This is a genomic window from Acinetobacter lactucae (assembly GCF_001605885.1).
Classification (GTDB): Bacteria; Pseudomonadota; Gammaproteobacteria; order Pseudomonadales; family Moraxellaceae; genus Acinetobacter; species Acinetobacter lactucae.
Map to the genome: position 1 here is coordinate 170,983 of NZ_LRPE01000036.1, position 24,477 is coordinate 195,459.

The 24,477-nt window shown below is 38.0% G+C and carries 25 protein-coding genes; 18 read left to right on the forward strand and 7 right to left on the reverse strand.

Going from position 1 to position 24,477, the window contains the following annotated elements; translation table 11 throughout:
- The first annotated feature begins 16 nt into the window (after positions 1 to 16).
- The 3 genes from AWW73_RS13920 to AWW73_RS13930 are packed head-to-tail and all read left to right on the forward strand — an operon-like array spanning position 17 to position 3,212.
- The gene (locus AWW73_RS13920) at positions 17 to 796 is read left to right on the forward strand and encodes a DUF1295 domain-containing protein (protein WP_062849938.1); all 780 of its coding nucleotides are present in this window, start codon (positions 17 to 19) and stop codon (positions 794 to 796) included.
- A gap of 8 nt (positions 797 to 804) precedes the next feature.
- Positions 805 to 1,851, forward strand: a complete 1,047-nt coding sequence (locus tag AWW73_RS13925; RefSeq protein WP_062849939.1) for an SAM-dependent methyltransferase — start codon at positions 805 to 807, stop codon at positions 1,849 to 1,851.
- Positions 1,852 to 1,883: 32 nt separating this feature from the next.
- Positions 1,884 to 3,212, forward strand: a complete 1,329-nt coding sequence (locus tag AWW73_RS13930; protein ID WP_062849940.1) for a sensor histidine kinase — start codon at positions 1,884 to 1,886, stop codon at positions 3,210 to 3,212.
- Here AWW73_RS13930 and AWW73_RS13935 read toward each other — a convergent pair.
- From AWW73_RS13935 to AWW73_RS13950, 4 genes are all read right to left on the reverse strand, one after another.
- On the reverse strand, positions 3,209 to 3,904 hold the full coding sequence (locus AWW73_RS13935) for a response regulator transcription factor (protein WP_062849941.1): 696 nt from the start codon (positions 3,902 to 3,904) through the stop codon (positions 3,209 to 3,211). The two genes, AWW73_RS13930 and AWW73_RS13935, sit on opposite strands and share 4 nt — an antisense overlap.
- A gap of 17 nt (positions 3,905 to 3,921) precedes the next feature.
- A complete protein-coding gene (locus AWW73_RS13940) occupies positions 3,922 to 4,416 on the reverse strand; it encodes a chalcone isomerase family protein (RefSeq protein ID WP_057105364.1) in 495 nt (164 codons plus the stop codon).
- Positions 4,383 to 4,955, reverse strand: a complete 573-nt coding sequence (locus tag AWW73_RS13945; protein ID WP_062849942.1) for a nuclear transport factor 2 family protein — start codon at positions 4,953 to 4,955, stop codon at positions 4,383 to 4,385. Before AWW73_RS13945 ends, AWW73_RS13940 begins: the two co-directional genes overlap by 34 nt.
- A 157-nt stretch (positions 4,956 to 5,112) precedes the next feature.
- A complete protein-coding gene (locus AWW73_RS13950; protein ID WP_031948849.1) occupies positions 5,113 to 5,607 on the reverse strand; it encodes a GNAT family N-acetyltransferase in 495 nt (164 codons plus the stop codon).
- Positions 5,608 to 5,752: 145 nt separating this feature from the next.
- On the opposite strand from AWW73_RS13950, the gene AWW73_RS13955 reads away from it, so the two are divergent.
- From AWW73_RS13955 to AWW73_RS13990, 8 genes are all read left to right on the forward strand, one after another.
- On the forward strand, positions 5,753 to 6,505 hold the full coding sequence (locus tag AWW73_RS13955) for an aspartate/glutamate racemase family protein (protein WP_062849943.1): 753 nt from the start codon (positions 5,753 to 5,755) through the stop codon (positions 6,503 to 6,505).
- 138 nt (positions 6,506 to 6,643) lie between these two features.
- Entirely contained in the window at positions 6,644 to 7,630 is a 987-nt protein-coding gene (locus AWW73_RS13960) for a quinone oxidoreductase family protein (protein WP_032055584.1), read from the forward strand.
- Positions 7,631 to 7,641: 11 nt separating this feature from the next.
- Entirely contained in the window at positions 7,642 to 8,490 is an 849-nt protein-coding gene (locus tag AWW73_RS13965) for a TauD/TfdA dioxygenase family protein (protein ID WP_062849944.1), read from the forward strand.
- Between the two features lie 60 nt (positions 8,491 to 8,550).
- The gene (locus AWW73_RS13970; protein WP_062849945.1) at positions 8,551 to 9,603 is read left to right on the forward strand and encodes a beta-keto acid cleavage family enzyme; all 1,053 of its coding nucleotides are present in this window, start codon (positions 8,551 to 8,553) and stop codon (positions 9,601 to 9,603) included.
- Between the two features lie 117 nt (positions 9,604 to 9,720).
- Positions 9,721 to 11,070 carry an MFS transporter gene (locus tag AWW73_RS13975; protein WP_062849946.1) on the forward strand — a complete coding sequence of 450 codons (1,350 nt, stop codon included), beginning with the start codon at positions 9,721 to 9,723 and terminating at the stop codon, positions 11,068 to 11,070.
- Positions 11,067 to 11,723, forward strand: coding sequence for a DsbA family oxidoreductase (locus AWW73_RS13980; RefSeq protein WP_062849947.1), 657 nt, complete (start codon positions 11,067 to 11,069; stop codon positions 11,721 to 11,723). The genes AWW73_RS13975 and AWW73_RS13980 overlap by 4 nt, the downstream gene beginning before the upstream one ends.
- A gap of 14 nt (positions 11,724 to 11,737) precedes the next feature.
- Positions 11,738 to 12,046, forward strand: a complete 309-nt coding sequence (locus AWW73_RS13985; protein WP_081409636.1) for a Rieske (2Fe-2S) protein — start codon at positions 11,738 to 11,740, stop codon at positions 12,044 to 12,046.
- A complete protein-coding gene (locus AWW73_RS13990) occupies positions 12,039 to 13,049 on the forward strand; it encodes a YeiH family protein (protein WP_062849949.1) in 1,011 nt (336 codons plus the stop codon). Before AWW73_RS13985 ends, AWW73_RS13990 begins: the two co-directional genes overlap by 8 nt.
- Before the next feature lie 95 nt (positions 13,050 to 13,144).
- Here the strand turns inward: AWW73_RS13990 and AWW73_RS13995 are convergent, their stop codons facing one another.
- The gene (locus AWW73_RS13995; RefSeq protein ID WP_057105352.1) at positions 13,145 to 14,155 is read right to left on the reverse strand and encodes an AraC family transcriptional regulator; all 1,011 of its coding nucleotides are present in this window, start codon (positions 14,153 to 14,155) and stop codon (positions 13,145 to 13,147) included.
- A 290-nt stretch (positions 14,156 to 14,445) separates the two neighbouring features.
- Between AWW73_RS13995 and AWW73_RS14000 the strand changes: the two genes are divergently transcribed.
- The 5 genes from AWW73_RS14000 to AWW73_RS14020 all read left to right on the forward strand — a co-directional run bounded on the left by AWW73_RS14000 (position 14,446) and on the right by AWW73_RS14020 (position 20,251).
- A complete protein-coding gene (locus AWW73_RS14000) occupies positions 14,446 to 15,051 on the forward strand; it encodes an RBBP9/YdeN family alpha/beta hydrolase (RefSeq protein ID WP_081409630.1) in 606 nt (201 codons plus the stop codon).
- 99 nt (positions 15,052 to 15,150) lie between these two features.
- The gene (locus AWW73_RS14005; RefSeq protein WP_081409637.1) at positions 15,151 to 16,980 is read left to right on the forward strand and encodes a DUF1302 domain-containing protein; all 1,830 of its coding nucleotides are present in this window, start codon (positions 15,151 to 15,153) and stop codon (positions 16,978 to 16,980) included.
- A gap of 70 nt (positions 16,981 to 17,050) precedes the next feature.
- The gene (locus tag AWW73_RS14010; protein ID WP_062849951.1) at positions 17,051 to 17,461 is read left to right on the forward strand and encodes a PH domain-containing protein; all 411 of its coding nucleotides are present in this window, start codon (positions 17,051 to 17,053) and stop codon (positions 17,459 to 17,461) included.
- A 70-nt stretch (positions 17,462 to 17,531) separates the two neighbouring features.
- Positions 17,532 to 18,878 carry a PQQ-dependent sugar dehydrogenase gene (locus AWW73_RS14015; RefSeq protein ID WP_062849952.1) on the forward strand — a complete coding sequence of 449 codons (1,347 nt, stop codon included), beginning with the start codon at positions 17,532 to 17,534 and terminating at the stop codon, positions 18,876 to 18,878.
- A gap of 221 nt (positions 18,879 to 19,099) precedes the next feature.
- Positions 19,100 to 20,251 carry a sterol desaturase family protein gene (locus AWW73_RS14020; RefSeq protein WP_016145844.1) on the forward strand — a complete coding sequence of 384 codons (1,152 nt, stop codon included), beginning with the start codon at positions 19,100 to 19,102 and terminating at the stop codon, positions 20,249 to 20,251.
- A 36-nt stretch (positions 20,252 to 20,287) separates the two neighbouring features.
- Here AWW73_RS14020 and AWW73_RS14025 read toward each other — a convergent pair whose 3' ends face one another.
- On the reverse strand, positions 20,288 to 21,490 hold the full coding sequence (locus AWW73_RS14025) for an MFS transporter (RefSeq protein WP_031948832.1): 1,203 nt from the start codon (positions 21,488 to 21,490) through the stop codon (positions 20,288 to 20,290).
- A gap of 134 nt (positions 21,491 to 21,624) precedes the next feature.
- Between AWW73_RS14025 and AWW73_RS14030 the strand changes: the two genes are divergently transcribed.
- Complete coding sequence (locus AWW73_RS14030) at positions 21,625 to 22,197, forward strand: TetR/AcrR family transcriptional regulator (RefSeq protein ID WP_031948831.1); 573 nt, start codon at positions 21,625 to 21,627, stop codon at positions 22,195 to 22,197.
- A gap of 445 nt (positions 22,198 to 22,642) precedes the next feature.
- Positions 22,643 to 23,941 (forward strand): dicarboxylate/amino acid:cation symporter, encoded by a 1,299-nt coding sequence (locus tag AWW73_RS14035; RefSeq protein ID WP_002119617.1) that lies wholly within the window; start codon positions 22,643 to 22,645, stop codon positions 23,939 to 23,941.
- 160 nt (positions 23,942 to 24,101) lie between these two features.
- Here AWW73_RS14035 and AWW73_RS14040 read toward each other — a convergent pair whose 3' ends face one another.
- Complete coding sequence (locus AWW73_RS14040; RefSeq protein WP_002119766.1) at positions 24,102 to 24,305, reverse strand: hypothetical protein; 204 nt, start codon at positions 24,303 to 24,305, stop codon at positions 24,102 to 24,104.
- Positions 24,306 to 24,477: the final 172 nt, after the last annotated feature.

A 24,477-nucleotide genomic window follows, 5' to 3' on the forward strand; every position in this document is an offset into this window, starting at 1 on the left:
AGTAAGGAGACTGCTCATGTTTTGGAATTTACTGATTCTAGATTTAATGATCATGTTGCTAAGCTGGTTGCTTGCCACAGCAAATGGCCGAGCTGGAATAGTAGATGCTGCATGGAGTTTTTGTCTGGCAGTCAACATTATTGTGTCTTCATTACTCATTTCAGTTGCTCCGGTTGAAGTACGAATTTTTATTGGTGTTTTTAGCGGCTTATGGTTTTTAAGACTATTTTGGCACCTGTTAAGACGTTATCAATCTGAACAAAAAGAAGATGGCCGTTACGCGAACATGCGTAAGGCGATGGGTAAGTTTCAGCATATTGGCTTTTTATTATTTTTTATTTTTCAAACACTTTTAGTGCTTTTATTCTTTTTACCAATGTGGACGCTGCTCAATGTAGAGGCAACTCTGTGGAGTAGTGGATACAAATTTGCTTTAGTGATTGCAGCTGTAATTATGGCGATTGCTTTCATTGGAGAGCAGATTGCTGATCAGCAGCTATACCGATTTAAATTAAATCCAGATCATCGTGGCAAAACGATGGATCAGGGTTTATGGCGTTATTCACGTCATCCAAATTATTTTTTTGAATGGTTACACTGGTTTGCCTATCCAATCATTGGTTTAGCAGTGGGCCAATATTTATTGTGGATTTATCCGTTACTGATGTGGCTATTTTTATATTACGTCACGGGTATTCCATTCAGTGAAAAACAAGCAATTAAAAGTCGCGGTCAAAATTATCTTGATTATCAACAAAAAACGTCAATGTTTATTCCGCGGAAACCCAAAAAATAGGTGCGCATATGGATTTTATTGTTCATCAGTCTTTAAAAATTGTTGAAAGTGGTGTGGTTCCGGATCATGCAATTCGAGCTGCAATCCGTGCTTTAAGCAAAAAACGCTTAATTCAAGAAGGCCGTTTTGACCCTGAGCAAAGCGCACAGCGTTACATCGATGTGCTTAATATGCTGAAGAGGAGTGAAATCGCGGTTGAAACCGATAAGGCAAATGAGCAACACTATGAATTGCCGACCGAGTTTTTTCAAGCGGTGCTTGGAAAAAGACTCAAATATAGTGCATGTTATTTTCCAACTAAAACAACAACTTTAGATCAGGCAGAAGAGTTGGCTCTTCAGCTTTATTGTGAACGAGCACAACTTAAAAACGGTCAACACATTTTAGAGTTGGGCTGTGGCTGGGGTTCTTTAACTTTGTGGATGGCAGAAAACTATCCGCGCTCACAGATTACAGCTGTTTCAAATTCTGCAACGCAAAAAAAGCACATTCTTTGGCAAGCAGAATTGAGAGGTTTAACTAATGTTGAAGTGCTCACTTGTGATGTGAATGTGCTGGAATTAGACCAGAGTAAGTTTGATCGAGTTGTATCGGTTGAAATGTTTGAACATGTCCGTAATTACCAACGTCTTTTTGAAAAAATTCAGCGATGGCTAAAGGCAGATGGCTTACTGTGGTGTCATATTTTTTGTCATCGCTTTTTACATTATCCTTTTGAAGTAAAATCAGATTATGATTGGATGTCTAAGTATTTCTTTACTGGCGGTTTAATGCCTTCGACTTCCACTTTTTTGCATTTCCAAGAGCATTTAGAGTTGGCTCAACATTGGCAGTGGTCAGGTGAGCACTATATGAGAACGGCAAATGCTTGGCTTGATAATATGGATAACCAAGAAGTCGAACTGAAACCGCTGTTTAAAAAAATCTATGGAAAAGATGCCAATATTTGGTGGCAACGCTGGCGTATTTTCTTCATGGCTTGTGCTGAGTTATTTGGTTTTGAGCAAGGTCAAGAATGGGTTATTGGTCACTTTTTATTTAAAAAGAGATCATAGTAATTTCTATAGCCTATCCCGGCGATAAAGATATGATAAGAACTCGACATGATGGTAAAGCTAGTCATCCATTAGCCCAAATGTTCAATCGATATTATTGGTTGCAGATTGGTCTGATTGCACTATCGATCGTGGTCGGGTTGGCTTGTAGTGCTTGGGTCATTAAAGGCTCTCTACTTAAAACTGCTTTAGAGCAGGAAATGGAACATTACTGGACGCGCATAGAACGTAACCCGGATGCAGATTTACCTGATACCAAAAATTTATATGGATATCGGTGGAATACTCAGGTCGCGCCTCAACCTTTTCGTGGCATGCATTTAGAAAGTGGCGTGCACCGAGTATTTGTTGATGGTAAAGAGCGGATGACGGTATACGGTGAACGTAATGGTCAGCATGTTCTGTTGGTATTTGGTGAAAGCAATGTCAACAAGCTGATCTGGTTATTTGGCCTTGCACCGCTGATGTTCAGTTTGTCGGTTTTATATAGCTTTTTGTGGTGGTCAAATCGAAGAGCAAGACGCTATTTTTCTCCAATTACGCGGTTAGCGAATGCTTTAGAAAATATTGATTGGGCCCATCAAGACACTCAGGCATCTCCTTTTAGAGATATCAATACCAATGGCAATATGGAAGCCGAATATCTCAAACAAGCTTTGGAAAAATATCATCAGGTTTTAAGTGATTTTATTCGACGCGAAAGAGAATTTACGGGAGATGTGAGCCATGAGTTGCGTACTCCGCTCACCATTTTGAAAGGGAATGTACAACTGTGTCAGGCGAAGTATGGAGATGATAAATCTTTAGTTCGTCTTCATAATACAATTGAAGATATGCAGTTGCTCGTCGATACCTTGCTTGCAATTGCACGTAATACGGTAAAAAGCTTACCGTCTGAGAAAAATTTATTATCCAAAACGGTGAAGGACTTAGTTGAAAGTTTAGAAGCGGTAAGCGTGAGTAAAGGAATATATATTAATATTCAACCTGATGGTTCTGAACAGCCACGCTGGTTATATCCCTCTATGACAAAAATGGTTTTAAGTAATATTTTACGTAATGCACTGAACTACTCACAGGGTTCACAAATCGACATCATTCAACAGAAAAACAGCCTGATTATTGCAGATAATGGAATTGGAATTTCTTTACCTAATGATGTGAAGGTACAAGAGCTTAGTGACTCCCAACTCTCTTTAAAAGTTAAAGGACATGGTATTGGGCTCCAATTGGTACAGAAGCTTTGTAAACAATTAGGATGGCGAGTGGAGTTGTTTGATCGACAATATTATTTAACCACTCATCCTGAACTTGATTTGGAACCGACCACGGGATTAATTGTTGTGGTCTATTTAAGTTAACTCGTAGAACTGTCTAAAGCTATTTTTAAACCGACACCCGCTACTGTATGTAATAGTTTTGGGTCAAAAGGTTTATCCACCATTTTTCTTAAGTTATAGATGTGACTACGTAACGCATCGCTTTCAGGTCCTTCGTCTCCCCATAGCTCCATCATGAGTTCTTGTTTAGTTACCACTTTAGGAGACTGGCGCATCAAAATTTTTAATAGTTTAAATTGAATAGGGGGTAACTCGATATTATTGCCGGCACGAACCACGGTTTGAGTTGCACTATCAAGAATTAAATCATGAATCTGAATTTTATGATGAGTGACCTCACCAGCAGCTCTTTTTATTAAGGCACGAATCCGCATTACTAATTCATTAAAATCAAAAGGTTTTACCAAATAATCATCAGTTCCAGCAGTAAAGCCTTTAAGTTTGTCATCTAAAGTGTCTCTTGCTGTGAGCATAAGAACGGGAATATCAACCCCTTGTTCGGTGCGTAGCCAGTTGCATAGATCATAACCCGAGCCATCGGGCAAATTTATATCGAGTAGCAAAAGGTGATAATGCTGCGATTTTAGAAAAGTCCGAGCAGCATCTAAATTACGTGCATGATCGACAACATAACCATGCACTTCAAGAAATTCGCAGACCGTTGCTGCGAGTTCAAAATGGTCCTCAACCATGAGGATAAAGTGATTACCCATGAGATTTTATTAAGCCATTAATTTAGTAGTTGTTGTTTTAATTTAGCATTAAACGGTTCTTGACCAAACCAGATTTTAAAATATTGATTTGCATTCGGATTGTTTAAAGAACCGAGTAGCTTTTGGTTTAATTTCAGTTCTAGTTTTTGGTTCTCATGTTGATAGTAGAGACTGTAAAGATCTCCACTCTTAATTGGCCGATATAGCTCATTAATATGATTCAGTGGAGATTTAGCATCAAAGCCATTAACATTTTTCTTTAAAAAATGGCTTGCTGCACGTTTAAATGCCCACTCGGGAATATCTCGGTCGTAGCTAAAGTCCATTTTGATGCTTTGAGTTTGCCAATTTTTTTGACAATCTTCAGCAAAGTAACTGACATTTCCTACCTTCTTACTCGTGACCATTAACGGCGCTGAACTGCATTTTTTCAGTTCAGCCGCATTAGCTTGGGATACGATTAAGATTCCCAGAAATATTAAGATTCGACTTTTTTGAACGGCAATACCCATTTATATACTCCTCCAAATATTGGTAAAGAACGGTAGAGGCCATTCGCTGGATCCCAATAATCTTGCTGGAAAATAATTTTTTGTTGGTCGTTAATCTTAATTTGACTAATTCCATAAGAAGCCATGGTTTTTGATCGCCCTAGCATTTTAAAGTCATAAGTCATGTACCAATGGATATAGGCGGTATCTTGGTGATGAGTTGCACTAATGAGTTTTACTGTGACATTACTCACTCGAGCATTCATACCTTCAAAATGCTTAATGAGATCTTTCTTTTGAGTGAACTGCGAGAGTGTGTCATTGATATACAGCTGATCAGCGTAAAGATTGCTGGCATTATTCACAAAAGAAGGGGTACCAAGCGTATTAAATGCGGCAACAAAACGATTGCCGATATCTAGTGCCTGTTGGTCATTTAATGCTATTCCATTAATTTTTTGTTCAGCTTTGCCATAGTCACCTGAGTAACTAGGTACACTTTTACACGCGGTTAAACCTACTAGGGTTATCAGCCCTAGGGCTGTAGTTATAATTTTCATGTCGATATCCAAGCCAACTTTATAAGATTAAATTAAAGAGCTGGTCGTGAAGTTTGCGTGAATTCTTATGCTTTATGATTGACGTTTAGAGGCTGGTTTTTAGAAAGGGTTAGATACTATCTCTCTCAAAATATCTTTGAAATAATGCTTTAAAAATTTAAAGTTCTTTCCTAAAAAAGATAACATCCATATTCATGTAATTAGATGAGTTTGTTTTTTCAAAACCAAGTTTGTTTAATAGATTGTGGGCAGGTAAATTATCTTTTTCTGAAAAAGCGATCACATGCTTAAAGTTTCGATTTTTCATGTCTTCTAATAATTTTATTGAAGATTCAATAATATAGCCTTTATTTCGTTCACTTTTAATAAGCCTAAAACCTAGCTCAGCTTCTGCCTTGCCATCAACCTCACATAGTTCAAAACCACAATAACCAATAATTTTATGAGTCTGTTTTGAGATGATGGCCATTTTGCCAAAATTATGATTTTTATAGTGTTCTAAAATTTCTAAAAATCGACTCTGTGCGGTTTCAGTTGATAAGGCACCATGAGGTGAAAAGGCCATAAAATCTTTATCTTTCAAAAACTCGACCATAATAGATAAGTTTTCTTCAAGGAATGGTCGTAAAATTAAATGTTCTGTTTCTAACATAGAGTTCTTATTAATTTATTAAATAGTTTCAAAAATTATAGCTTATAAGTTAAATAATAATTTAATAAAGAAAGCAATTTTATTCTAGCTGCGCTTTACTCATAAGAGATATAGATAAGTTTTGCATAAATAGAAGGACTAAATAATGAAAACAATCGGCTTATTAGGCGGAATGAGTTGGGAATCTACAGCACTTTATTATCAACAAATCAATAAAATGGTTCATCATAAATTAGGAAAATTGCATTCAGCTAAGGTCATTATTAATAGTCTTGATTTTGAAGAAATTGCAGCCTTGCAAGCGAAGGGTTTATGGCAAGAGGCAGGTGCATATTTAGCTGAGCAAGCACAAAATTTAGAAAAAGCAGGCGCAGATTGTATTTTGGTGTGTACTAATACTATGCATAAAGTTGCTGCACAAATTGAAGAGTCAATTACGGTTCCTTTCTTACATATTGCTGATGCAACTGCAAAAGAAATTTTGAGTCAAAACATTGGTAAAGTTGCATTGTTGGGAACAGCTTTTACAATGGAGCAAGATTTCTATAAAGCTCGATTGCAGGATTATGGAATTGATGTCGTTATTCCAAATGAGGTCGATAGAAAGATCGTTCATCGCATCATTTATGAGGAACTTTGTTTAGGTGTGATCAACCCAGAGTCTCGGCAAAAGTACATGGCTATCGTAGAGAGACTCATAGCTGATGGAGCAGAAGGAATTATCTTGGGTTGTACCGAAATTTGTATGTTGATTGGTGAGCTTAAATTCTCGGTTCCTTTATTTGATACCACCACCATTCATGCCAAAGAAGCGGTGAGTTTTAGCTTGAATGAAAATAAAATTTCTAATAGCACCAATCTACATATATCTACGGCAACGGTTGGCAACAGGGTTTAGCAATATTTCAAATAATCTGCCTGTCATTAAACGTTAAGCGTGTGTCGTCAAATGTAAAGTGGCCCATATCCTAACTGTTGTAATTTTGGTTATTGCTTTTATAGGCACTCAATAAAAAACCAAAATATGGAATAGGACATGACGTTGACGAAAGCTATACGTTTCTATGGAACAGGAACGCCAGAAGTATTGCGCTATGAAGATGTAGAAGTAGGAGATCCAAAAGCTGGAGAAGTACGCCTACGTCATGTGGCAGTCGGTTTAAATTATGCCGATACATATTTTCGTAATGGAACCTATCAAATTCCAATGCCTAATGGCATGGGCGTCGAAGCTTCAGGTGTTATCGAAGCTTTAGGTGAAGGAGTAACACAGCTTAAAGTAGGTGATCGGGTCACCTATACGGGTTTTTTAAATACGTTAGGTGCATATAGTACCCACCGTCTAATTCCAGCAAATGCTTTAATTAAATTACCCGAAGAAATTTCTTGTGAAACAGCGGCAGCCATGACCATGCGTGGGCTTACCGCTGCTTATCTGATGCGCCGTATTTATGACTTTAAAGCGGGCGATTCAATTTTATTACATGCAGCCGCTGGTGGTGTTGGGCTGATTGTTTCTCAATGGGCCAAATTACTTGGCTTGACTGTTATCGGTACTACATCTTCAGAAGAAAAAGCTGCCGTAGCGCGAGCTCATGGTTGTGATCATGTCATTAACTACAGTCATGAAAATGTTGCTGAGCGTGTACGTGAGTTAACAGGCGGCGTGGGTGTAAATGTCGTTTTCGATAGTGTTGGCCAAGCCACTTTTATGAGTTCATTAGACTCGCTCAAACGCCGTGGTTTGTTGGTTTGTGTTGGAACAGCGTCTGGTCCAATCCCTGCTTTTGATCCGGTATTGCTTGCCGTGAAAGGTTCGCTATTTGTCACACGTCCAGCTTTGGCAGATTACATTGCAGATCCTGCCGAGAAGAAAGAACTGGCAAATGAATTATTTGATCATGTTCGACATGGACGAATCAAAATTGAAATTAATCAGCGCTATGAGTTAAAGGATGCCGTACAAGCTCATCGTGATTTGGAAGCACGTAAAACAATAGGTTCATCAATCTTTGTAATTTGAAGGGATTTCTTATGCAAATTGAACAGTTAACTTGCAATATTGGTGCAGAGTTAAGTGGGGTAAAACTTGCTGACGCGATTTATGATGATGGATTATTTACTGAAATTCGCACACAACTACTTAAACACCGTGTGTTGTTCTTGCGAGATCAGCATTTAACTCGTCAGGATCATGTCGCATTTGCAGAAAAATTTGGACAGTTAGAAGACCATCCCGCTGTAGGTAGTCACCCTGACCATCCAGGTTTAGTACAGATTTATAAACATCCAGAAAGTCCAATCGATCGTTATGAAAATGCTTGGCACAGTGATGCAAGCTGGCGCAAGGTTCCACCGATGGGATGCGTGTTGCACTGTGTTGAATGTCCACCTGTAGGTGGTGACACCATGTGGACCAATATGGTCATGGCCTATGAGTCTTTACCCGACGATATTAAGGATAAGATTGCAGATTTACGCGCTTACCACAGCATAGAAGCGAGTTTTGGTGCGGCCATGCCGCTTGAAAAGCGTTTGGACTTAAAAGCAAAGTTTCCCGATGCTGAGCACCCAGTAGTGCGTACTCATCCTGAAACGGGAGAGAAAATTTTATACGTCAACGCGTTTACGACCCACTTCAGTAATTATCACACCAAAGAACGGGTCAGATTCGGACAAGATGCCAATCCGGGTGCAGCTGAACTACTGCGTTACTTAATTTCTCAAGCGTATATTCCAGAGTTTCAAGTGCGCTGGCGTTGGAAGCCTAACAGTATTGCCATTTGGGATAACCGAAGTACACAACATTATGCAGTCATGGATTACCCACCTTGCCACCGAAAAATGGAGCGGGCTGGCATTATTGGTGACGCAACCTATTAAGTCTATTGGCTAAATAATTTTATCTATTTGAAAATTCTAAAAATATATGAGGAGATGCACATGCAATTCTTTGACGATTCATTGCACCCAGAAAACATGGAAAAAGTGGTAATCACGGTTGCGCCGTATGGACCCGAATGGATGCCAGAAGACTTTCCCGAAGATATTCCAGTGACCATGGATGAGCAAATACAAAAAGCGGTTGAGTGCTATGAAGCGGGCGCGACAGTGCTGCATTTACATGTCCGTGAGCTTGATGGCAAAGGCTCTAAACGCTTGTCAAAATTTAATGAGCTTATCGCAGGTGTTCGTGAAGCTGTACCTGACATGATTATTCAGGTAGGCGGTTCGATTTCATTTGCACCAGAGAGTGAAGGTGAAGCGGCCCTATGGTTAAGTGATGACACCCGACATATGTTGGCTGAACTCACTCCAAAACCCGATCAGGTCACGGTGGCAATTAACACTACACAAATGAATATTATGGAATTGCTCTATCCAGAATATTTAGAAGGGACATCATTGGCACATCCAGCGACTCAGGCAGCATATGCAGAAATGACTGTGCCTGCAGGACCTGCATGGGTCACCGAACACATCAAGCGGTTATGCAAAAACAATATTCAACCACACTTTCAGTTAACTGGTATGCATGGTCTTGAGACGCTAGAACGTATGGTGCGTAAAGGATTGTACATGGGACCGTTAAACTTAACGTGGATTGGAATCGGTGGTGGTTTTGATGGTCCAAACCCATTTAATTTCTTTAATTTTATTCATCGCGTACCTGATGGATGTACGTTGACATCAGAATCTCTGCTCAAAAATGTATTGCCTTTTAACACCATGTCGATGGCTATGGGTTTACATGCTCGTGTGGGTAACGAAGACACGATCATTGATCATCACGGACGCCGTTTTTCATCTGTAGAGCAAATTAAACAAACCGTTCGGATTGCCCATGAACTAGGCCGTGAAATTGCCTCAGGAAAAGAAGCCCGTGAAATTTATCGTATTGGGGTTCAATACAACAGTATTGAAGAAACCCTAATCGCAAATGGTATGGCACCTAACCGTAAACCAGGGCAAAAGGGCGTTCCACAGCGTCATTAATGTGACAAGGTCTAACGGAATTTAGACCTCAATTGTAGTGCAGCTGATTCGCTTTGATTTTAAAAGTGCGATGCTGCACTAGCTAAATAGAAATTATAAAAAATACAAGGAGGTCGTATGAATGCACATCAGTATTCAGATCAGATGAGCGATGTTGATACGTCAATCAGTATACCTCGTCGTTATGCATGGCTTGTTTTTGCTTTGACATTCGGTTTGCTCATTTCAGATTACATGTCACGACAAGTCTTAAACGCAGTTTTTCCTTTACTTAAAAATGAATGGTTACTCAGCGACAGTCAGCTAGGTTTACTCAGTGGCATTGTCGCTTTAATGGTGGGTTTATTGACTCTGCCGTTATCTTTATTGGCAGACCGTTTTGGGCGAGTGAAAAGCTTGGCCATTATGGCGACGTTATGGAGTTTGGCGACTTTAGGATGTGCACTGGCTGAAAATTATGAGCAAATGTTTATTGCTCGTTTTATGGTTGGTGTGGGTGAAGCAGCTTATGGCAGCGTTGGAATCGCCGTGGTTGTGGCTGTTTTTCCAAGAGAAATGCGTGCAACACTCGCCAGTGCTTTTATGGCGGGTGGCGTATTTGGCTCGTTTTTGGGTGTGGCTTTAGGTGGTGTACTCGCACAGTATTTCGGTTGGCGTTGGGCTTTTGGCGCCATTGCTTTGTTTGGTCTCATTTTGGCTTTTCTATATCCAATTTTAGTGAAAGAAAACAGAATAAACGCAGCACCTCAAAATAAAATTCGTAGTAAAGCCCAGCACATTAAAAGCCCTTTAAAAACTTTATATTCAAGTCGTTCAGTCATTGCCACTTATATTGGTAGTGGTCTGCAATTATTTGTTGGTGGCACAGTGATTGTCTGGATACCGAGTTATCTCAATCGCTATTACGGCATGAGTACCGACAAGGCAGGCGTAATGGCAGCGGTCATTTTGCTATGTAGTGCAGTAGGCACAATTCTATGCGGCATGTTGTGTGATTATTTGGGCCGTAACTGTCCAGATCGTAAGGTCAGTTTAGCAATTACATACTGCTTGCTCGGTTGTGTTCTTTTATTAATTGCTTTTGCTATGCCTGCGGGACGTAACCAGTTACTTCTCATCTGCCTCGGAATGTTTATTGCCCTAGGAACAAATGGGCCATCTAGTGCCATGGTAGCCAATCTTACACACAACTCAGTTCATGGCTCTGCGTTTGCAACCCTTACTCTTGCTAACAATTTTCTTGGTTTAGCTCTTGGTCCTTTAGTCGTTGGCAAAGTATCTGATGTGATTGGATTACATAGTGCATTTCAACTCATGCCATTGGTCAGTATTGCAGCTGCAGCCGTATTTTTTTATGCCAAACGCCATTATCACAAAGATATTGCACGCTTTGAGCAGCAAGGAATAACTGAGCTTAAAAATCATTTAGGTAACCAAATACAAAAATGCGGGATGAATAACAAATGATGATTCGGCAATTACATATTGATGTATTTTTTGACTTTATTTGTCCTTGGTGTTTGATCGGCAAACGTCAGTTACTGATCGCTATAAATAGATTTTATCAGCTTCACCCCAAAGTCAAAGTGGTCGTACACTGGCGAGGTGTTCAGCTCATACCCGACTTAGCTGTTGAAGGTGTACCGTTTCAAACGTTTTATTTGAAACGGTTAGGTAGCTTGACAGCAGTTCGCATGAGACAGGAACAAGTCAATAAAGCTGCAAATAAAGTTGGGCTCAAGATCGATTTTGAGCAAATTAAACGAATGCCAAATACGGCCAAAGCTCATCGCTTATTTGATAAAGCTTTAAAGATAGGAACTCCTGAGCAGTGCAATGTGTTGTTAGAACAACTCTTTGCTGCATATTTTTATGATGGCTTAGACATCGGAAATACCACCACTTTATACAAAATCGCCAAACGCTGTGGTTTCCCGCGTGAAATGATCAAAGATTTACTGATTCAAGATCATCAAGATTTTATCTCTGCAAGTACAGGAGGTAATGGCGTGCCTTATTTTATTTTTGATCGGGCTTCAGCCTTAGTGGGCGCGCAATCAGCAGATGTACTTTATCAAGCGATGCAAGAGGCAATAGTGGCACAAGGAGCGTTGATATGACCAATCGATTTGAAGTGCCTTTTGAAAAAATTCCAAATTCAGGTGAGCGAGCTTTTTTAAAAATTGGAGATAAAAATCTCGCACTATTTAACGTTGCAGCTCAATTTTATGCAATCGATGACAGTTGTCCTCATCAGGGTGCGTCGCTATTTAGTGGACGTCTAGAAGGACGAGTGATTCAGTGCTGTGCCCATGGTCTACGCTTTGATTTAACAAATGGCTGTTTAGTTAATTCTTCTCAGCTCAAAGTTGCAACCTATCCAGTAGAAGTGATTGAGGACAAGGTATTTATTGTGATGGGCTGTGGGGAAAATCATGAGTAGTTTAGTTTTGAAAAATTTTTCCCAGCGTACAAAAGAATTAGCACCAGGCTTTGTGGTCAGTTCGGTCGTTGCTGCGGCTGCCTGTTTTTTATCAGAGCACTATGGTGCGCCAGTGATGTTGTTTGCACTGTTACTCGGTATGAGCCTAAATTTTTTAGCGGCTGAAAGTAAATGTAAGGTAGGTATCGAATTTACTGCACGTAACGTACTCCGAATAGGCATCGCGTTACTCGGCATGCGTATAACTTTAGGACAAATCACTGCACTAGGATGGCAGCCTGTAGCCTTAGTCATAACTCTGGTTATTGTCACAATCGCCGTTTCAGTGATTGCAGCTAAAATTTTAGGTTTCCAAAAACTATTTGGCATGCTCACTGGTGGATCAACAGCAATTTGTGGTGCTTCAGCTGCATTGGCACTATCGGCTGCTTTTCCGAATCATCCCCAAAAAGAAAAAGCGACCTTGTTTACTGTCATTGGGGTCTCTGCACTTTCAACATTAGCAATGATTGTTTATCCAATGATTGCGAAGTGGTTAGATCTATCGCCACAGGCTGCCGGTGTCTTTCTCGGAGCTACCATTCATGATGTAGCGCAAGTGGTGGGAGCTGGTTATAGCATGTCTACTGAAACAGGTGATACAGCCACTGTAGTTAAACTTATGCGTGTAGCAATGTTGCTTCCAGTAATTGTTTGTGCAGCCATGATTACCCGCATGCAAGGTGCAGATTCAACGGGAGAACGACCACCATTATTGCCATGGTTTGCTGTTGGCTTTTTAATTCTCGCTTGTATTAACAGTACAGGATGGGTGCCCATGATGGTACAAAATGGAATTAATGATTTATCACGCTGGTTTTTAGTCATTGCAATTAGTGCTTTAGGAATGAAAACTCAGTTAAAAGAATTAACATCTGTTGGAATTAAACCGATTCTTCTAATGATTGGCGAAAGTATCTTTTTAGTGGTATTGGTTCTTGGGCTTATGCGCTTGTGGTTTTAATTTTAAAAATTAAATTCTTAAGGAAGTTCTGAAGTGGTTATCCCATAACTTCCTTATATTCTAAATGATTTCATTTGGCATCAAATAAAGAGAAATTAATTGAGCAGGGCTTTATTGTGACTACGCCACATGTTCGGTGACATACCAAATTGACTAATGAACCAACGAGTAAAAGAACTCGGCATTGAGTAACCTAAAATATCAGACACCTGAGCAAGTGAATAATTTAGATTTTTTAAATAACGAAATACGAGGTCTTTGCGTACTTCATTGATTAAATCACTAAAACTCGTTTGAGCTTCTTCTAATCGGCGCTGTAAGGTCCGAACATGAATCCCATGTGTTTGAGCGACTTGATCAATTGTAGCGCGGCCCATTGGCAAAAGAAGATAAATACTTTTTCGAATATCAAAAATCATGGTCGATTCATTACTATTCTGCAAAATATCTAAATAACGCTGTGCATGGTTGGCCATAGCCAGATTTGCTTGAGGGTTGGTTGTATCAAGTTCAGCCGCTGTACAAACAATGCCATTAAAGTCACTACCAAACTCTAGTGCACAGCCGAAAATCCGCCGATGCAAAGTTAAATCACTCGGTGGGTTATGAGTGAAATGTACACTTAATGGCCGCCATTTTTGCATCATGAGCGCTGCACAAAAACGGTGGGTGATTCCTAAAGCAAGTTCTGTGGCTTGGCGGCTATACCCACAAGTTGTGGTTACCACTTCCTCTCGAATAACAACCGTATCGTCAATTTCTTCTATATATATTTCAAGTGAGTTATTGAGTAAATTTCTATAACGAACAATCGTTTGTAGTGCTTCTCTCAAAGTATATTGGTAACTTAATAATAAGCTCAGTTCACCAAAATCCGCGATTTCACGTTGCTCTGCCATATGTAAACCGAAAACATCACAATTACTCATCTGGGCTGAGTCTTCAAGCAAGGTAATGGCTTTATCTACAGGAATACGTTGTTTAAGATCATTCAATTGAATTTGGCTAAGCCCAACACGTGATAATAAATGGTAGGGATTTAGATCTAATTGCTGAGCAACTGCCAAATAATTTTTTAAAGAGGCGGTATGCGCAAGAGGCACCATTTTATTATCTCCTGTTCTTAATCAGCCATATTCCTTACAGCTCATATCTAGTTATAACTAAAATATCTACATTACAAAAGCTTTTATTTAAGAGCCCAATCGTGATGTCGAATCAATTTTAAATCTGTTCTTTTGGTTTATTTGTAATTACAGAAACTATTTTAATTAATTTACTAAATTTTAAAAATATGTGTCATCAAATGAAAAGTCCGTGACGTCTTATGTACACCACTAACTGAAATGAGTCTTTATTGTGAATGGAGTTTTATAAAAATTCTTAGGCATCCTAGATGGCAAAATTCACAGGCGTCGAAATGGAAAAAATACAAACCAACGCAACAATTTTAATTATTCCGGGCTTACGCGATCATGTTCCCGAGCATTGGCAAACAATCTTGGAAACAAAGCTAGTAAAGGTTCACTCTGTACCACCTGTGCAAATTAATAAACTCAATTGTGAAAATAGAGTTGCTGCTATTCAGACACAACTCGAACAAATACAAGGACCTGTCATTTTGGTTGCTCACAGTGCAGGCGTGCTGATGACACTACACTGGGCTGCAAAATACCAACGAGCAATTCAGGGCGCTTTACTTGTGGCTCCACCTGACTTAAACCAAAGCTGGCCAGAAAATTATCCAAGCCCAACTGCACTTCATCAAGAAGGATGGAGTCCTTTACCAGATCAAACATTACCTTTTCCCAGCATTTTGGTTGCAAGCACCAATGACCATTTAGCTCGTTATGAAGCTGTAAATGAAATGGCAGAAAAGTGGGGCAGTCAACTCGTAAATTTGGGTGATGTGGGACATTTAAATCCTGCATCTGGCTTTGGCTATTGGCCTTTAGCTGAACAATTTATTCAACAGTTAGATCAGGTTGAACAACCTGCCTAGTTAAAAATACCTGCTTGTGTAAACCATTTAAAAGCCAAAGGATGGCTTTGAGTAATAAGCAATAAATAAGAAAAATCATATTTATAGGAAGATAATATGATGGGTCATTACCTATATTTAAATCAAAGAAATAATCACGTTTTATATATTCAAAAAATAGGTGTTTCATTCAGCCTAATTTTATTCATGTCTAAAGCGAACGCAGCTAGTTTTGATATTGATAAAGACTGGAAGTTCGAGACAAAAACCACATTAAGCCTAGGTGCGAGTTGGAGTACACAAGACCCATCCGTTTCATTACTTTACCGTCCCGACGCAAACAAAATAGGGAAACAAGGCGCTAGCATTGATGTGAATGGTGATGATGGACGTATGAATTTTAGTAAATATGATGCCATTTCACAGATTATCAGAGGCATAACTGAAGTTAAGCTAAATGGAAAACAGCAGGGTGCGGTCATTAGCACTAAATATTGGTATGACCATGCCTATGAGACAGGACAAGGAGACTTTAAAACTTTTAATGATTCAGCGTGGCCAAGGCTCGCAAAGTTCAAAGGTATTGATTTATGGAATGCCTATATATGGAAAGATTTTGAACTAGGCGATGGAAAAAGCATAAATTTAAAACTAGGCAAACAAACATTAAATTGGGGGAAATCTCAGTTTTTCCAAAACGGGTTAAATTCAGTAAGTGCATTTGATTTTGCTGCAATCAACCGACCGGGTGGTGATGCAAAAGAAAGAATCATTCCAACCGAAATGTTTTCATTCGACACAAGCATTAATAAAAATTTGAAAATAGAAGGGTTCTATCAATTTAAATTTAGACCTTCAGTTGTTGATGGTAGTGGAACTTTCTTTGAGATTTCAGACTTTGTGCCTGAAAACGCAGGTCCAGTTCTGATTGCTGGAGGGGGAGATAAATTATCAGATACCGCAATTCGTTTACGTACCTATATTCCACGCGCAGAAAGTAGAAAAGCAAAGGATAACGGCCAATATGGTATTGCTTTAAAACAGACATTACCAAGTTTAAATAATGCTGAGTTAGGTATTTACTATGCCAACTTCCATAGCCGTAATGCGAACTTTGATGGAACGGCAGTAATAGCGCGCGGGCCAGAGCACTTTAATACCGCAAGTTATTTTTCTATTTATCCTGAAAATATCAAAATGTTTGGATTAAGTCTGACTGGTAAAGTTGGCACAACGATGGTTTTTAGTGAATTAACCCACAAGCCTAATCAACCTTTGCAATTAAACGGCACAGATATTGTCTATGCTCAAGTGCTATCGGAAGGGACACCATTTGCTCCCCCGGGAAAAACTGTTGAATTAGGCCAATATATTCAAGGTTATGTACGCTTACCTGTCACACAATTTTCCGTCGGAGCAACTGACAGCATATTTAATATTGGGGGCGCAAATTCGATGACATGGTCTACAGAGTTTGCTTTAAATCATATTGCAGATATTGGTAATCATCGGTTTGGCCGGACAGGAGCATTTGGCCGTAGTGAGCTTTCAACAGGGGCTTATAATCCTGAAACAGGCGAGTTTAAATGTACGCCGTATGGTACAGCTCATCTTACCAATGCAGAAATTGATAACTTAAATGAACGTTTTTGTAATAAAAAAGGATTTTTTAATGAATGGTCATTTGGATACCGATTACGTGGTGCACTAAATTATCAAGATATTTTACCTTCTACCGTTATCACTCCAAGTCTTAGTTTTAGACATGATGTTTATGGATACAGCCAAAACTTTCAAGAAGGACAAATGAGTGTAAGTGCGGCGTTATCTCTTAATTATCAGCAAAAATATACAACTGAGATTGCCTATAATAACTTTTTTGGTTCTAATGAATTTAGCACGATAGATGATCGAGATTTTGTTTCATTAATATTTAAAGCTAATTTTTAGTTCAATTATTTTCTTAAAAAAATTATAGAAAGACCCGTTATGAATGAAATTTTAGAATGGAGGATAACTTTTGAAATTTAGATCAAAAATTGATTGGTGGCTTTTATTAATATTTATTGTTACTACTGCCATCATTGTTATGAAAATTTATGAAGCAAATCATAACTATTCTTTAGCTTCAAATTTTCCGCATCTCATTTTTTATAGTTTAATTATTCTTATCATTTGGCTTCCAATTTTTAACACTTATTATGTAGTAGAAAACAACACATTAATCATTAAGAGCTTGGTGTTCCGTTGGAAAATTGATATTAATGATATTACTCAAATAGAACATACTCATAATCCACTTTCATCTCCAGCGCTCTCATTAGATCGACTCAAAATTTATTATATGAAAAATGGAGAAGTCACATCAGTGATGATTTCGCCAAAAGATAAAGAAAGTTTTTTGCAAGCGATAAACAAAAGACTCCATTAAAGTTGCTTGTTTAATTGCAAACATAAATTACGCTATTTCCAAGACGACAAAAAATAAATGGTGATAAATCATGACTAAATTTTTTTTACTGCCAGTTTTAGGCACTACGGTTTTAATTACATTAGCTGGATGCGCTTCATCCTCGCAATATCCAATTACTGAGAGTTATGGTCCAGATCCAAAGTTACCTGAACCTAAATCAAGTTTATTTCCGACCGTTAATATTGCACCTGCAAAAGGCTGGCCAAGTGGGGTTATGCCAACCCCAGCGGAAGGTTTAAAGGTAAAAGCATTTGCAAAAGGACTTGAGCACCCGCGTTGGCTTTATGTTTTACCAAATGGCGATGTATTAGTTGCTGAAACAGATGCGCCGCCTAAACCAGAAGACAGCAAAGGCATTAAAGGTAAGATTATGTCTTTTGTGATGAAGCGAGCAGGTTCATCTCATCCAAGCGCAAACCGTATTAGCCTACTTCGTGATACCAATGGAGACGGAGTTGCTGACCAGAAAACAGTATTTCTTAAAAACTTAAATTCACCATTTGGTATGGCATTAGTAGGTAATAACTTATATATCGCCAATACGGACGCACTGGTGCGTTTCCCTTATCAAGAAGGTGAAACTCAAATTACAGTAAGTGGAACCAAAGTATTAGATTTACCGGGCGGCCCTTTAAATCATCATTGGACCAAAAATGTCATTGCTAACCCAGCAGGAACAAAGTTGTACATTACCGCTGGTTCTAACAGTAACGTTGCTGAAAATGGTCTAGATCAAGAAAAAGGTCGTGCACAAATTACAGAGTTTGATATTGCGAGTGGTCAATCACGCCCATTTGCAACAGGACTGCGTAATCCAAATGGTATGGCTTGGCAACCGCAAAGTGGAAAACTCTGGACCGTTGTTAATGAGCGCGATGAAATTGGTAGTGACTTAGTACCTGACTATATGACGTCAGTCCAAGACGGTGGTTTTTATGGATGGCCATATAGCTATTATGGTCAACATGTAGATGTGCGAGTAAAACCACAAAATTCGGAAATGGTTGCTCGTGCAATTAAACCTGATTATGCACTTGGTAACCATACGGCTTCATTAGGCCTTGCATTTTACACAGCTGAACTCATGCCACAATTTAGAGGAGGCGCATTGATCGGTCAGCATGGTTCTTGGAACCGTAAGCCTCACAGTGGTTATAAAGTCGTTTTTGTACCATTTAGAAGTGGTCAACCGTCTGGTCCACCACAAGATATCTTGACCGGATTCCTGAGTGATAAAGGCAAAGCCTATGGTCGTCCTGTGGGTGTAGCCATTGATTTTTCAGGTGCCGTATTAGTTGCAGATGATGTAGGCAATACGATTTGGCGTGTTTCACCAGTTGCGGAGACGACTTATGAGACTCCATATAAAAAATAAATAATCTAAATCTCATTTTAAGACTTCATTATTTTTATCTTATTTAAACAATATGAGATAAATAATTTAAAATAACTAACTAATTTGCCTGAACTTTAGTAAATTAGTTAGTTTTCTTTATCTATCTATTTTTAGTCTGAGTTAAATCTGGTTCTTTTTCCAATTTAATATTAAATTTTGATAGCATTCGCGTTATACACAATAAGAACTTTATATGAATTATGACCGATCAATTAAGAGCAAAATTTGAAAATTTAGAACTTAACGCAGGTTTAGGGAAAATCAGCGCCTTTATTTCCATGTCACTCAGCTTACTTTGTCTATTTGGTGCATTATGTTTTTTATTTCCCAGTGTATTAACGACTCCAGAACTCCGTCCTCTTTACGCAAAACACTATAATATTTTTTATTATGGGCTGATCACAGGCATTATTATTAGCGCAGGTTTTGGCGCATTTAGTGCAATTGTTCGTCAAAACAGATATGGATTTTACGGACTATGTTTTTCACTTGTAGCAGCAGTTTTAGGTTGTGGTGTAATTAAAGCACCCGTTTTACCAAGTGTACCGTTTTATGCTGGTATCGATTATTTTGTACTAACCTTATTTATTCTAGCGTTCATTTTTATTCCGCTTGAAGGCTTTTTTGCTAAAAATCCCGAACAAAAGATATTAAGAGTAGGGTGGGTGACCGATATGAAATATTTCATGGTCAGCCATATTGGCATTCAATTATTTAGCTTTTTAACAGTTATGCCGATTCAATATTGGATCACGCATCTACCTGATAATCCAATTGTGCCTTATGTACAAGCTCAGCCGATATGGCTGCAATTTATTGAGTTACTGATTGTGGTCGATTTTACGGTGTACTGGTTACATCGAGCTATGCATGAGGTTAATTTCTTATGGCGCTTTCACGCGATTCATCATTCGACTGAATATATGGATTGGTTAGCATCTTCACGATTGCATGTCATTGAAGTGCTCATGACACGTTTTATTGCCACTTTACCGATTTTCTTGTTGGGTTTTCATACTTCGGCTGTTTTTGCCTATTTAGTCTTTATTTCATTTCACGCTATTTTCATTCATTCCAATGTGCGTTTTCGCTTTCCGTATTTACGCTGGATTATCGCAACGCCAGAATTTCATCATTGGCATCATTCTTCAGAAAAACCTGCTATTGATAAAAATTATGCCGCTTTTATTCCTCTATACGATGTTATTTTTAAAAGTGTATATATGCCTAGCCACTTGGCGAGTGTATATGGGACGGTGGGTTATAAAATCCCAAATAGTTTTATAAAACAGTTTACTTGGCCCTTTAAAAAGTATGTAAAACGTTTTTTGAAACCTTGGCGTGATCAGTAAAGTAAAAAAAGCCTCGATGGAGGCTTTTTTTAATTATTATTTGCTTTTAATATTTTTAAAAATCATCACAAGTGCAATCAGAGCAAGAACAATAATTAAACTCATATAAATGTTGGCACTGTTCATAAGTCCGATTTTACCCACAAAGTATCCTGCTAAAATTGCTGGAATACTAAAAGCCAAATAACTCTCTACAAAAAAAGCAGCCATGAGTCCTGCGCGTTCTTCGGGTAAAGCTAGAGGCATAACTGTGCGAATTGCACCCATAAAAGCTGTACCAAAACCTACCCCAGTAATAATAGAACCTAAGAGTAAAATTACAGCACTGGTAAAATTAATCGCTAGAAATAAAACGGTTGCCCCAATGATGATGGATAAGGTACCCGTGAGCAAAATACGAAAGTTGGTAGATTTTCTAAGAGTCAGAATCCCTACTGCACCTGAAAGGGCGAGCGCCATAAACATAACACCGTTTAGCCAAGCTGAAGATGTTTGAAAAATTTTTGCCAATAAAGAGGGCATAAGTGATAAGAAAAAACCACTGACCATCCAAAGCGCAATATTAATAGGGCTAATACTCAATAACGCACTTCTTGCTTGATGAGGTATAGCCATGTTGGGTTTTAATGAAGCGAAAGCACCTGATCTTTTGCGTACAGTTTCAGGATTCAAAAAACTTAAAATGAGTTCAAAAGCAAATAAGACACATAAAAGTTCAAAAACCAGATGTAAAGGTTGAACCGAAAATTGCAGAATAAGACATGTAATAAAAATACCTGCTGCCATGCCGACCATGGGAGCAATACTATTAATTAAGGAGCCATGATGCTTACTGAAATCTAAAATTGCAGCTCCAATTGCAGAAACGGCAAGACCTGTTGCGATACCTTGTAAGCCACGTGCGATAAATAACATCGAAACATCTGAGGCAAAAAGAAAAAAGCTCATTGAAGCAATTTGCAGAAAAATTGCTGTAATAATGACAGGCCGACGTCCGATATAATCAGATAAAGAACCAATAATGAGTAGAGACGCAAGTAAGGTAAACGCGTAGGTCGCAAAAATCAAAGTTAGAGTAACAGGCGAAAATTGCCATGTCTGCTGATACAGACGATATAGAGGTGTAGGGGCACTAGACGCCGCCATAAAGGTCATGAGCGTGATTGTATTTAAGGTCAACGCCACTTTTGGATCTAACTGAAAAACTGATCCAGACCGTTTTGAACTTGAATTGTTCATATAAGATGAATAACATTAAAGCGAATATTTAGCTTTTATACATTATTTTTACACTAAAGCAAATCATTAGCTTTAGTGTATTTTGTATATACAAATAATATTTTAATTGTTTCTTCTTGAAGTAGAGCTGATTAATGGCAAAAGTTGTTACTGGGTTACGTCCAGGTGGTCGTAGTGAAAGAATTCAAACTGCGGTACATCAAGCAGTAAAAGGACTACAAAAAAATTTGGAGCAAAGCCAAATTACTATCCCTATGATTGCTCAAAAAGCAGGAGTAACACCTTCAACTATTTACCGCCGTTGGGGTGATATCAATCAGCTATTTTCAGATGTAGCCTTAAATGAACTGAAGCCAGATATGGAACCGAAAGATTTAGGTTCATTTCAGCTTGATGTTACTGCATGGATTGAACAATATTTCGAGGAGTACTCTTCTGAAGTAGGGCAAACATTGCTACGTGATGTGCTACATACAAACGATTCTTCCAACGCTCGAAAATGCGAAACTTTAATTATTCAACAACTTGACATTATTCAAGCCAGAGCGAAATCACGTAATGAATTAACCATCGACAATCAGGAAATTATCGAAGCTGTGATTGCACCTATGCTGTTCAGAATTTTATTCACCGATCGAGCATTAGGCTTAGATTACGTGCAAACTTTATTGGCACGTTTATTTAAAGCACATGCTGATGTCATTTAAATGAAAAGAATTATTTGAGCAGAATATTGATCGAAATAGATAATTTCTTCTGTCGTTATAAATTTATATATCAATATTTCTTATTATTTTTAAATTAAATTTTCATAATTTACAATTTACATGTTTTTTATAAAATCATTTATTTAATAAATGGTGAGCTTATTTGATCTAATTAAGCCTAGATAGCTATTTTTATGCTTAATTTTATTGAAATATAGAATTTAAATAATAACTTAGTAAGTATTTTATTTATTTTTCTATGTTTGAAAACAGAAAAATTATAATGATTTTATATAATTTATTGCATGACTATTGGATTTAACATTTTTTAAATTTATAACACAGGCCGTTTTTTATTCTTTACAATGGCTTTTCCTTGATAAAGCAGCTTGTGGTGCACGCTTTATATTTATTTTTTTATCCCCATCGAAAAGGTATTTAGATAATGGATTTCAATACCCTTGACCAAGAAACAGTACAGAAAAAACAGAAGTTTCACCAAATTTTGTATGTACAGGTCATCTTTGCAATTATTTTGGGCATTTTAATAGGTCATTTTTACCCAGAACTTGGCGAAAGTTTAAAACCACTTGGTGATGCATTCATCAAGATTGTTAAAATGATTATTGCTCCCGTAATCTTTTTAACTGTTGTGACAGGCATTGCCAGTATGACAAACATGAGCCGAGTTGGCCGTGTAACTGGTAAAGCGATGCTTTATTTCCTTACCTTCTCAAGCTTGGCTCTTGTGGTTGGTATGATTGTGGCAAATATTATCCAACCGGGTAAAGGTCTTAATATTGACCCTGCTACCTTAGTGAACGATAAAGTAAATACTTACGTTGAAAAGGCGCACGCAACAAATATTACCGACTTTTTCATGAATATTATCCCGCAAACACTAGTCAGCCCTCTGGCAGGTGGCGAAATTTTGCAGGTTCTATTTGTAGCGGTGTTATTTGGTATTTCTTTAGCTGCATTGGGTGACCGTGCGCGTCCAATTACAGATTTCTTAAATAACTTAACGGCTCCAGTTTTCTATCTGGTTGGTATGTTAATGAAGCTAGCTCCAATCGGTGCTTTTGGTGCAATGGCTTTTACCATCGGTGCGTATGGAATCGAATCAATTGGTAATTTATTATTATTAATTATGACGTTCTATATTACAGCGGTACTATTTGTCATAGTGATCTTAGGGGCAGTAGCGCGTTACAACGGCTTCTCAATTATTCATTTAATCCGTTATATCAAAGATGAACTTTGGTTGGTTTTAGGAACAAGTTCTTCTGAAGCAGCTTTACCATCTTTAATGGATAAAATGCAAAAAGCAGGTTGTGAAAAATCGGTAGTCGGTTTGGTAATTCCAACAGGTTATTCATTTAACTTAGATGGTACAAATATCTACATGACTATGGCCGCTCTGTTTATTGCGCAAGCGTGTAACGTAGACTTATCAATTAGTGAACAAATTGCATTGCTTCTTGTTGCGATGGTAAGTTCTAAAGGTGCAGCAGGGGTGACTGGTGCAGGCTTTATTACTCTGGCTGCAACTTTATCGGTTGTACCAGCTGTTCCTGTTGCAGGTATGGCATTAATTCTTGGTATTGATCGTTTTATGTCTGAATGTCGTGCATTAACAAACTTAGTAGGTAATGCTTGTGCAACAATTGTTGTTGCAAGATGGGATAAGGCTTTAGATAAAGATCTTTTAGATAAAGCATTAAAGAACCCTAAAGCAGAGTAATTTTATAAAAAAATCTGTAGCTAAGGGCAATTTGGGAGAGTAGCCCCGCTACAGATTTTTTGTTTAATATCTAAAATTATATTTTAAATAAGCCATTTAAAAGTTCTGCAAGATTCATGTCTTTTTCAAAAAAACATAGTAATTAAATTAAGTCGTAAAATTAAGCTTTTAAGTGATCCTCAAACTCTTCACCTAATTGCATCGCTAATGAATTTCCTGCTAAATCACAGGTCACTAAACCATATTCTTTTTTAAAACTAAAAGTAAAACCTTTCCCATCAGCAAGATTTTTAACTGAATACCCTAACTTTTCTAACCAAATACGAAACGCAATCAAATTTTTAGCTTTAACAACCTTTTTCACGTGAGAACTCCTTCTATCCGTGGCATTACATCTTATTTATTAATAGGGTTTTAATTAGATTTTTTAAAGGGGGAAAACTTTGTTTTATTTTGCAAGTTGTAAAAAAAGTAAGATAGAGAAAGGAAATTTTTGTTTTTTATAAAATTGTGAGGATGTTATGTAACTAAAAAAT

Bases quoted from the DNA above. Each gene is read 5' to 3' on its own strand.
- AWW73_RS13920 (WP_062849938.1), top strand. From the start codon at position 17: ATGTTTTGGAATTTACTGATTCTAGATTTAATGATCATGTTGCTAAGC.
- AWW73_RS13925 (WP_062849939.1), top strand. From the start codon at position 805: ATGGATTTTATTGTTCATCAGTCTTTAAAAATTGTTGAAAGTGGTGTG.
- AWW73_RS13930 (WP_062849940.1), top strand. From the start codon at position 1,884: ATGATAAGAACTCGACATGATGGTAAAGCTAGTCATCCATTAGCCCAA.
- AWW73_RS13935 (WP_062849941.1), bottom strand. From the start codon at position 3,904: ATGGGTAATCACTTTATCCTCATGGTTGAGGACCATTTTGAACTCGCA.
- AWW73_RS13940 (WP_057105364.1), bottom strand. From the start codon at position 4,416: ATGGGTATTGCCGTTCAAAAAAGTCGAATCTTAATATTTCTGGGAATC.
- AWW73_RS13945 (WP_062849942.1), bottom strand. From the start codon at position 4,955: ATGAAAATTATAACTACAGCCCTAGGGCTGATAACCCTAGTAGGTTTA.
- AWW73_RS13950 (WP_031948849.1), bottom strand. From the start codon at position 5,607: ATGTTAGAAACAGAACATTTAATTTTACGACCATTCCTTGAAGAAAAC.
- AWW73_RS13955 (WP_062849943.1), top strand. From the start codon at position 5,753: ATGAAAACAATCGGCTTATTAGGCGGAATGAGTTGGGAATCTACAGCA.
- AWW73_RS13960 (WP_032055584.1), top strand. From the start codon at position 6,644: ATGACGTTGACGAAAGCTATACGTTTCTATGGAACAGGAACGCCAGAA.
- AWW73_RS13965 (WP_062849944.1), top strand. From the start codon at position 7,642: ATGCAAATTGAACAGTTAACTTGCAATATTGGTGCAGAGTTAAGTGGG.
- AWW73_RS13970 (WP_062849945.1), top strand. From the start codon at position 8,551: ATGCAATTCTTTGACGATTCATTGCACCCAGAAAACATGGAAAAAGTG.
- AWW73_RS13975 (WP_062849946.1), top strand. From the start codon at position 9,721: ATGAATGCACATCAGTATTCAGATCAGATGAGCGATGTTGATACGTCA.
- AWW73_RS13980 (WP_062849947.1), top strand. From the start codon at position 11,067: ATGATGATTCGGCAATTACATATTGATGTATTTTTTGACTTTATTTGT.
- AWW73_RS13990 (WP_062849949.1), top strand. From the start codon at position 12,039: ATGAGTAGTTTAGTTTTGAAAAATTTTTCCCAGCGTACAAAAGAATTA.
- AWW73_RS13995 (WP_057105352.1), bottom strand. From the start codon at position 14,155: ATGGTGCCTCTTGCGCATACCGCCTCTTTAAAAAATTATTTGGCAGTT.
- AWW73_RS14000 (WP_081409630.1), top strand. From the start codon at position 14,446: ATGGCAAAATTCACAGGCGTCGAAATGGAAAAAATACAAACCAACGCA.
- AWW73_RS14005 (WP_081409637.1), top strand. From the start codon at position 15,151: ATGGGTCATTACCTATATTTAAATCAAAGAAATAATCACGTTTTATAT.
- AWW73_RS14015 (WP_062849952.1), top strand. From the start codon at position 17,532: ATGACTAAATTTTTTTTACTGCCAGTTTTAGGCACTACGGTTTTAATT.
- AWW73_RS14020 (WP_016145844.1), top strand. From the start codon at position 19,100: ATGACCGATCAATTAAGAGCAAAATTTGAAAATTTAGAACTTAACGCA.
- AWW73_RS14025 (WP_031948832.1), bottom strand. From the start codon at position 21,490: ATGAACAATTCAAGTTCAAAACGGTCTGGATCAGTTTTTCAGTTAGAT.
- AWW73_RS14030 (WP_031948831.1), top strand. From the start codon at position 21,625: ATGGCAAAAGTTGTTACTGGGTTACGTCCAGGTGGTCGTAGTGAAAGA.
- AWW73_RS14035 (WP_002119617.1), top strand. From the start codon at position 22,643: ATGGATTTCAATACCCTTGACCAAGAAACAGTACAGAAAAAACAGAAG.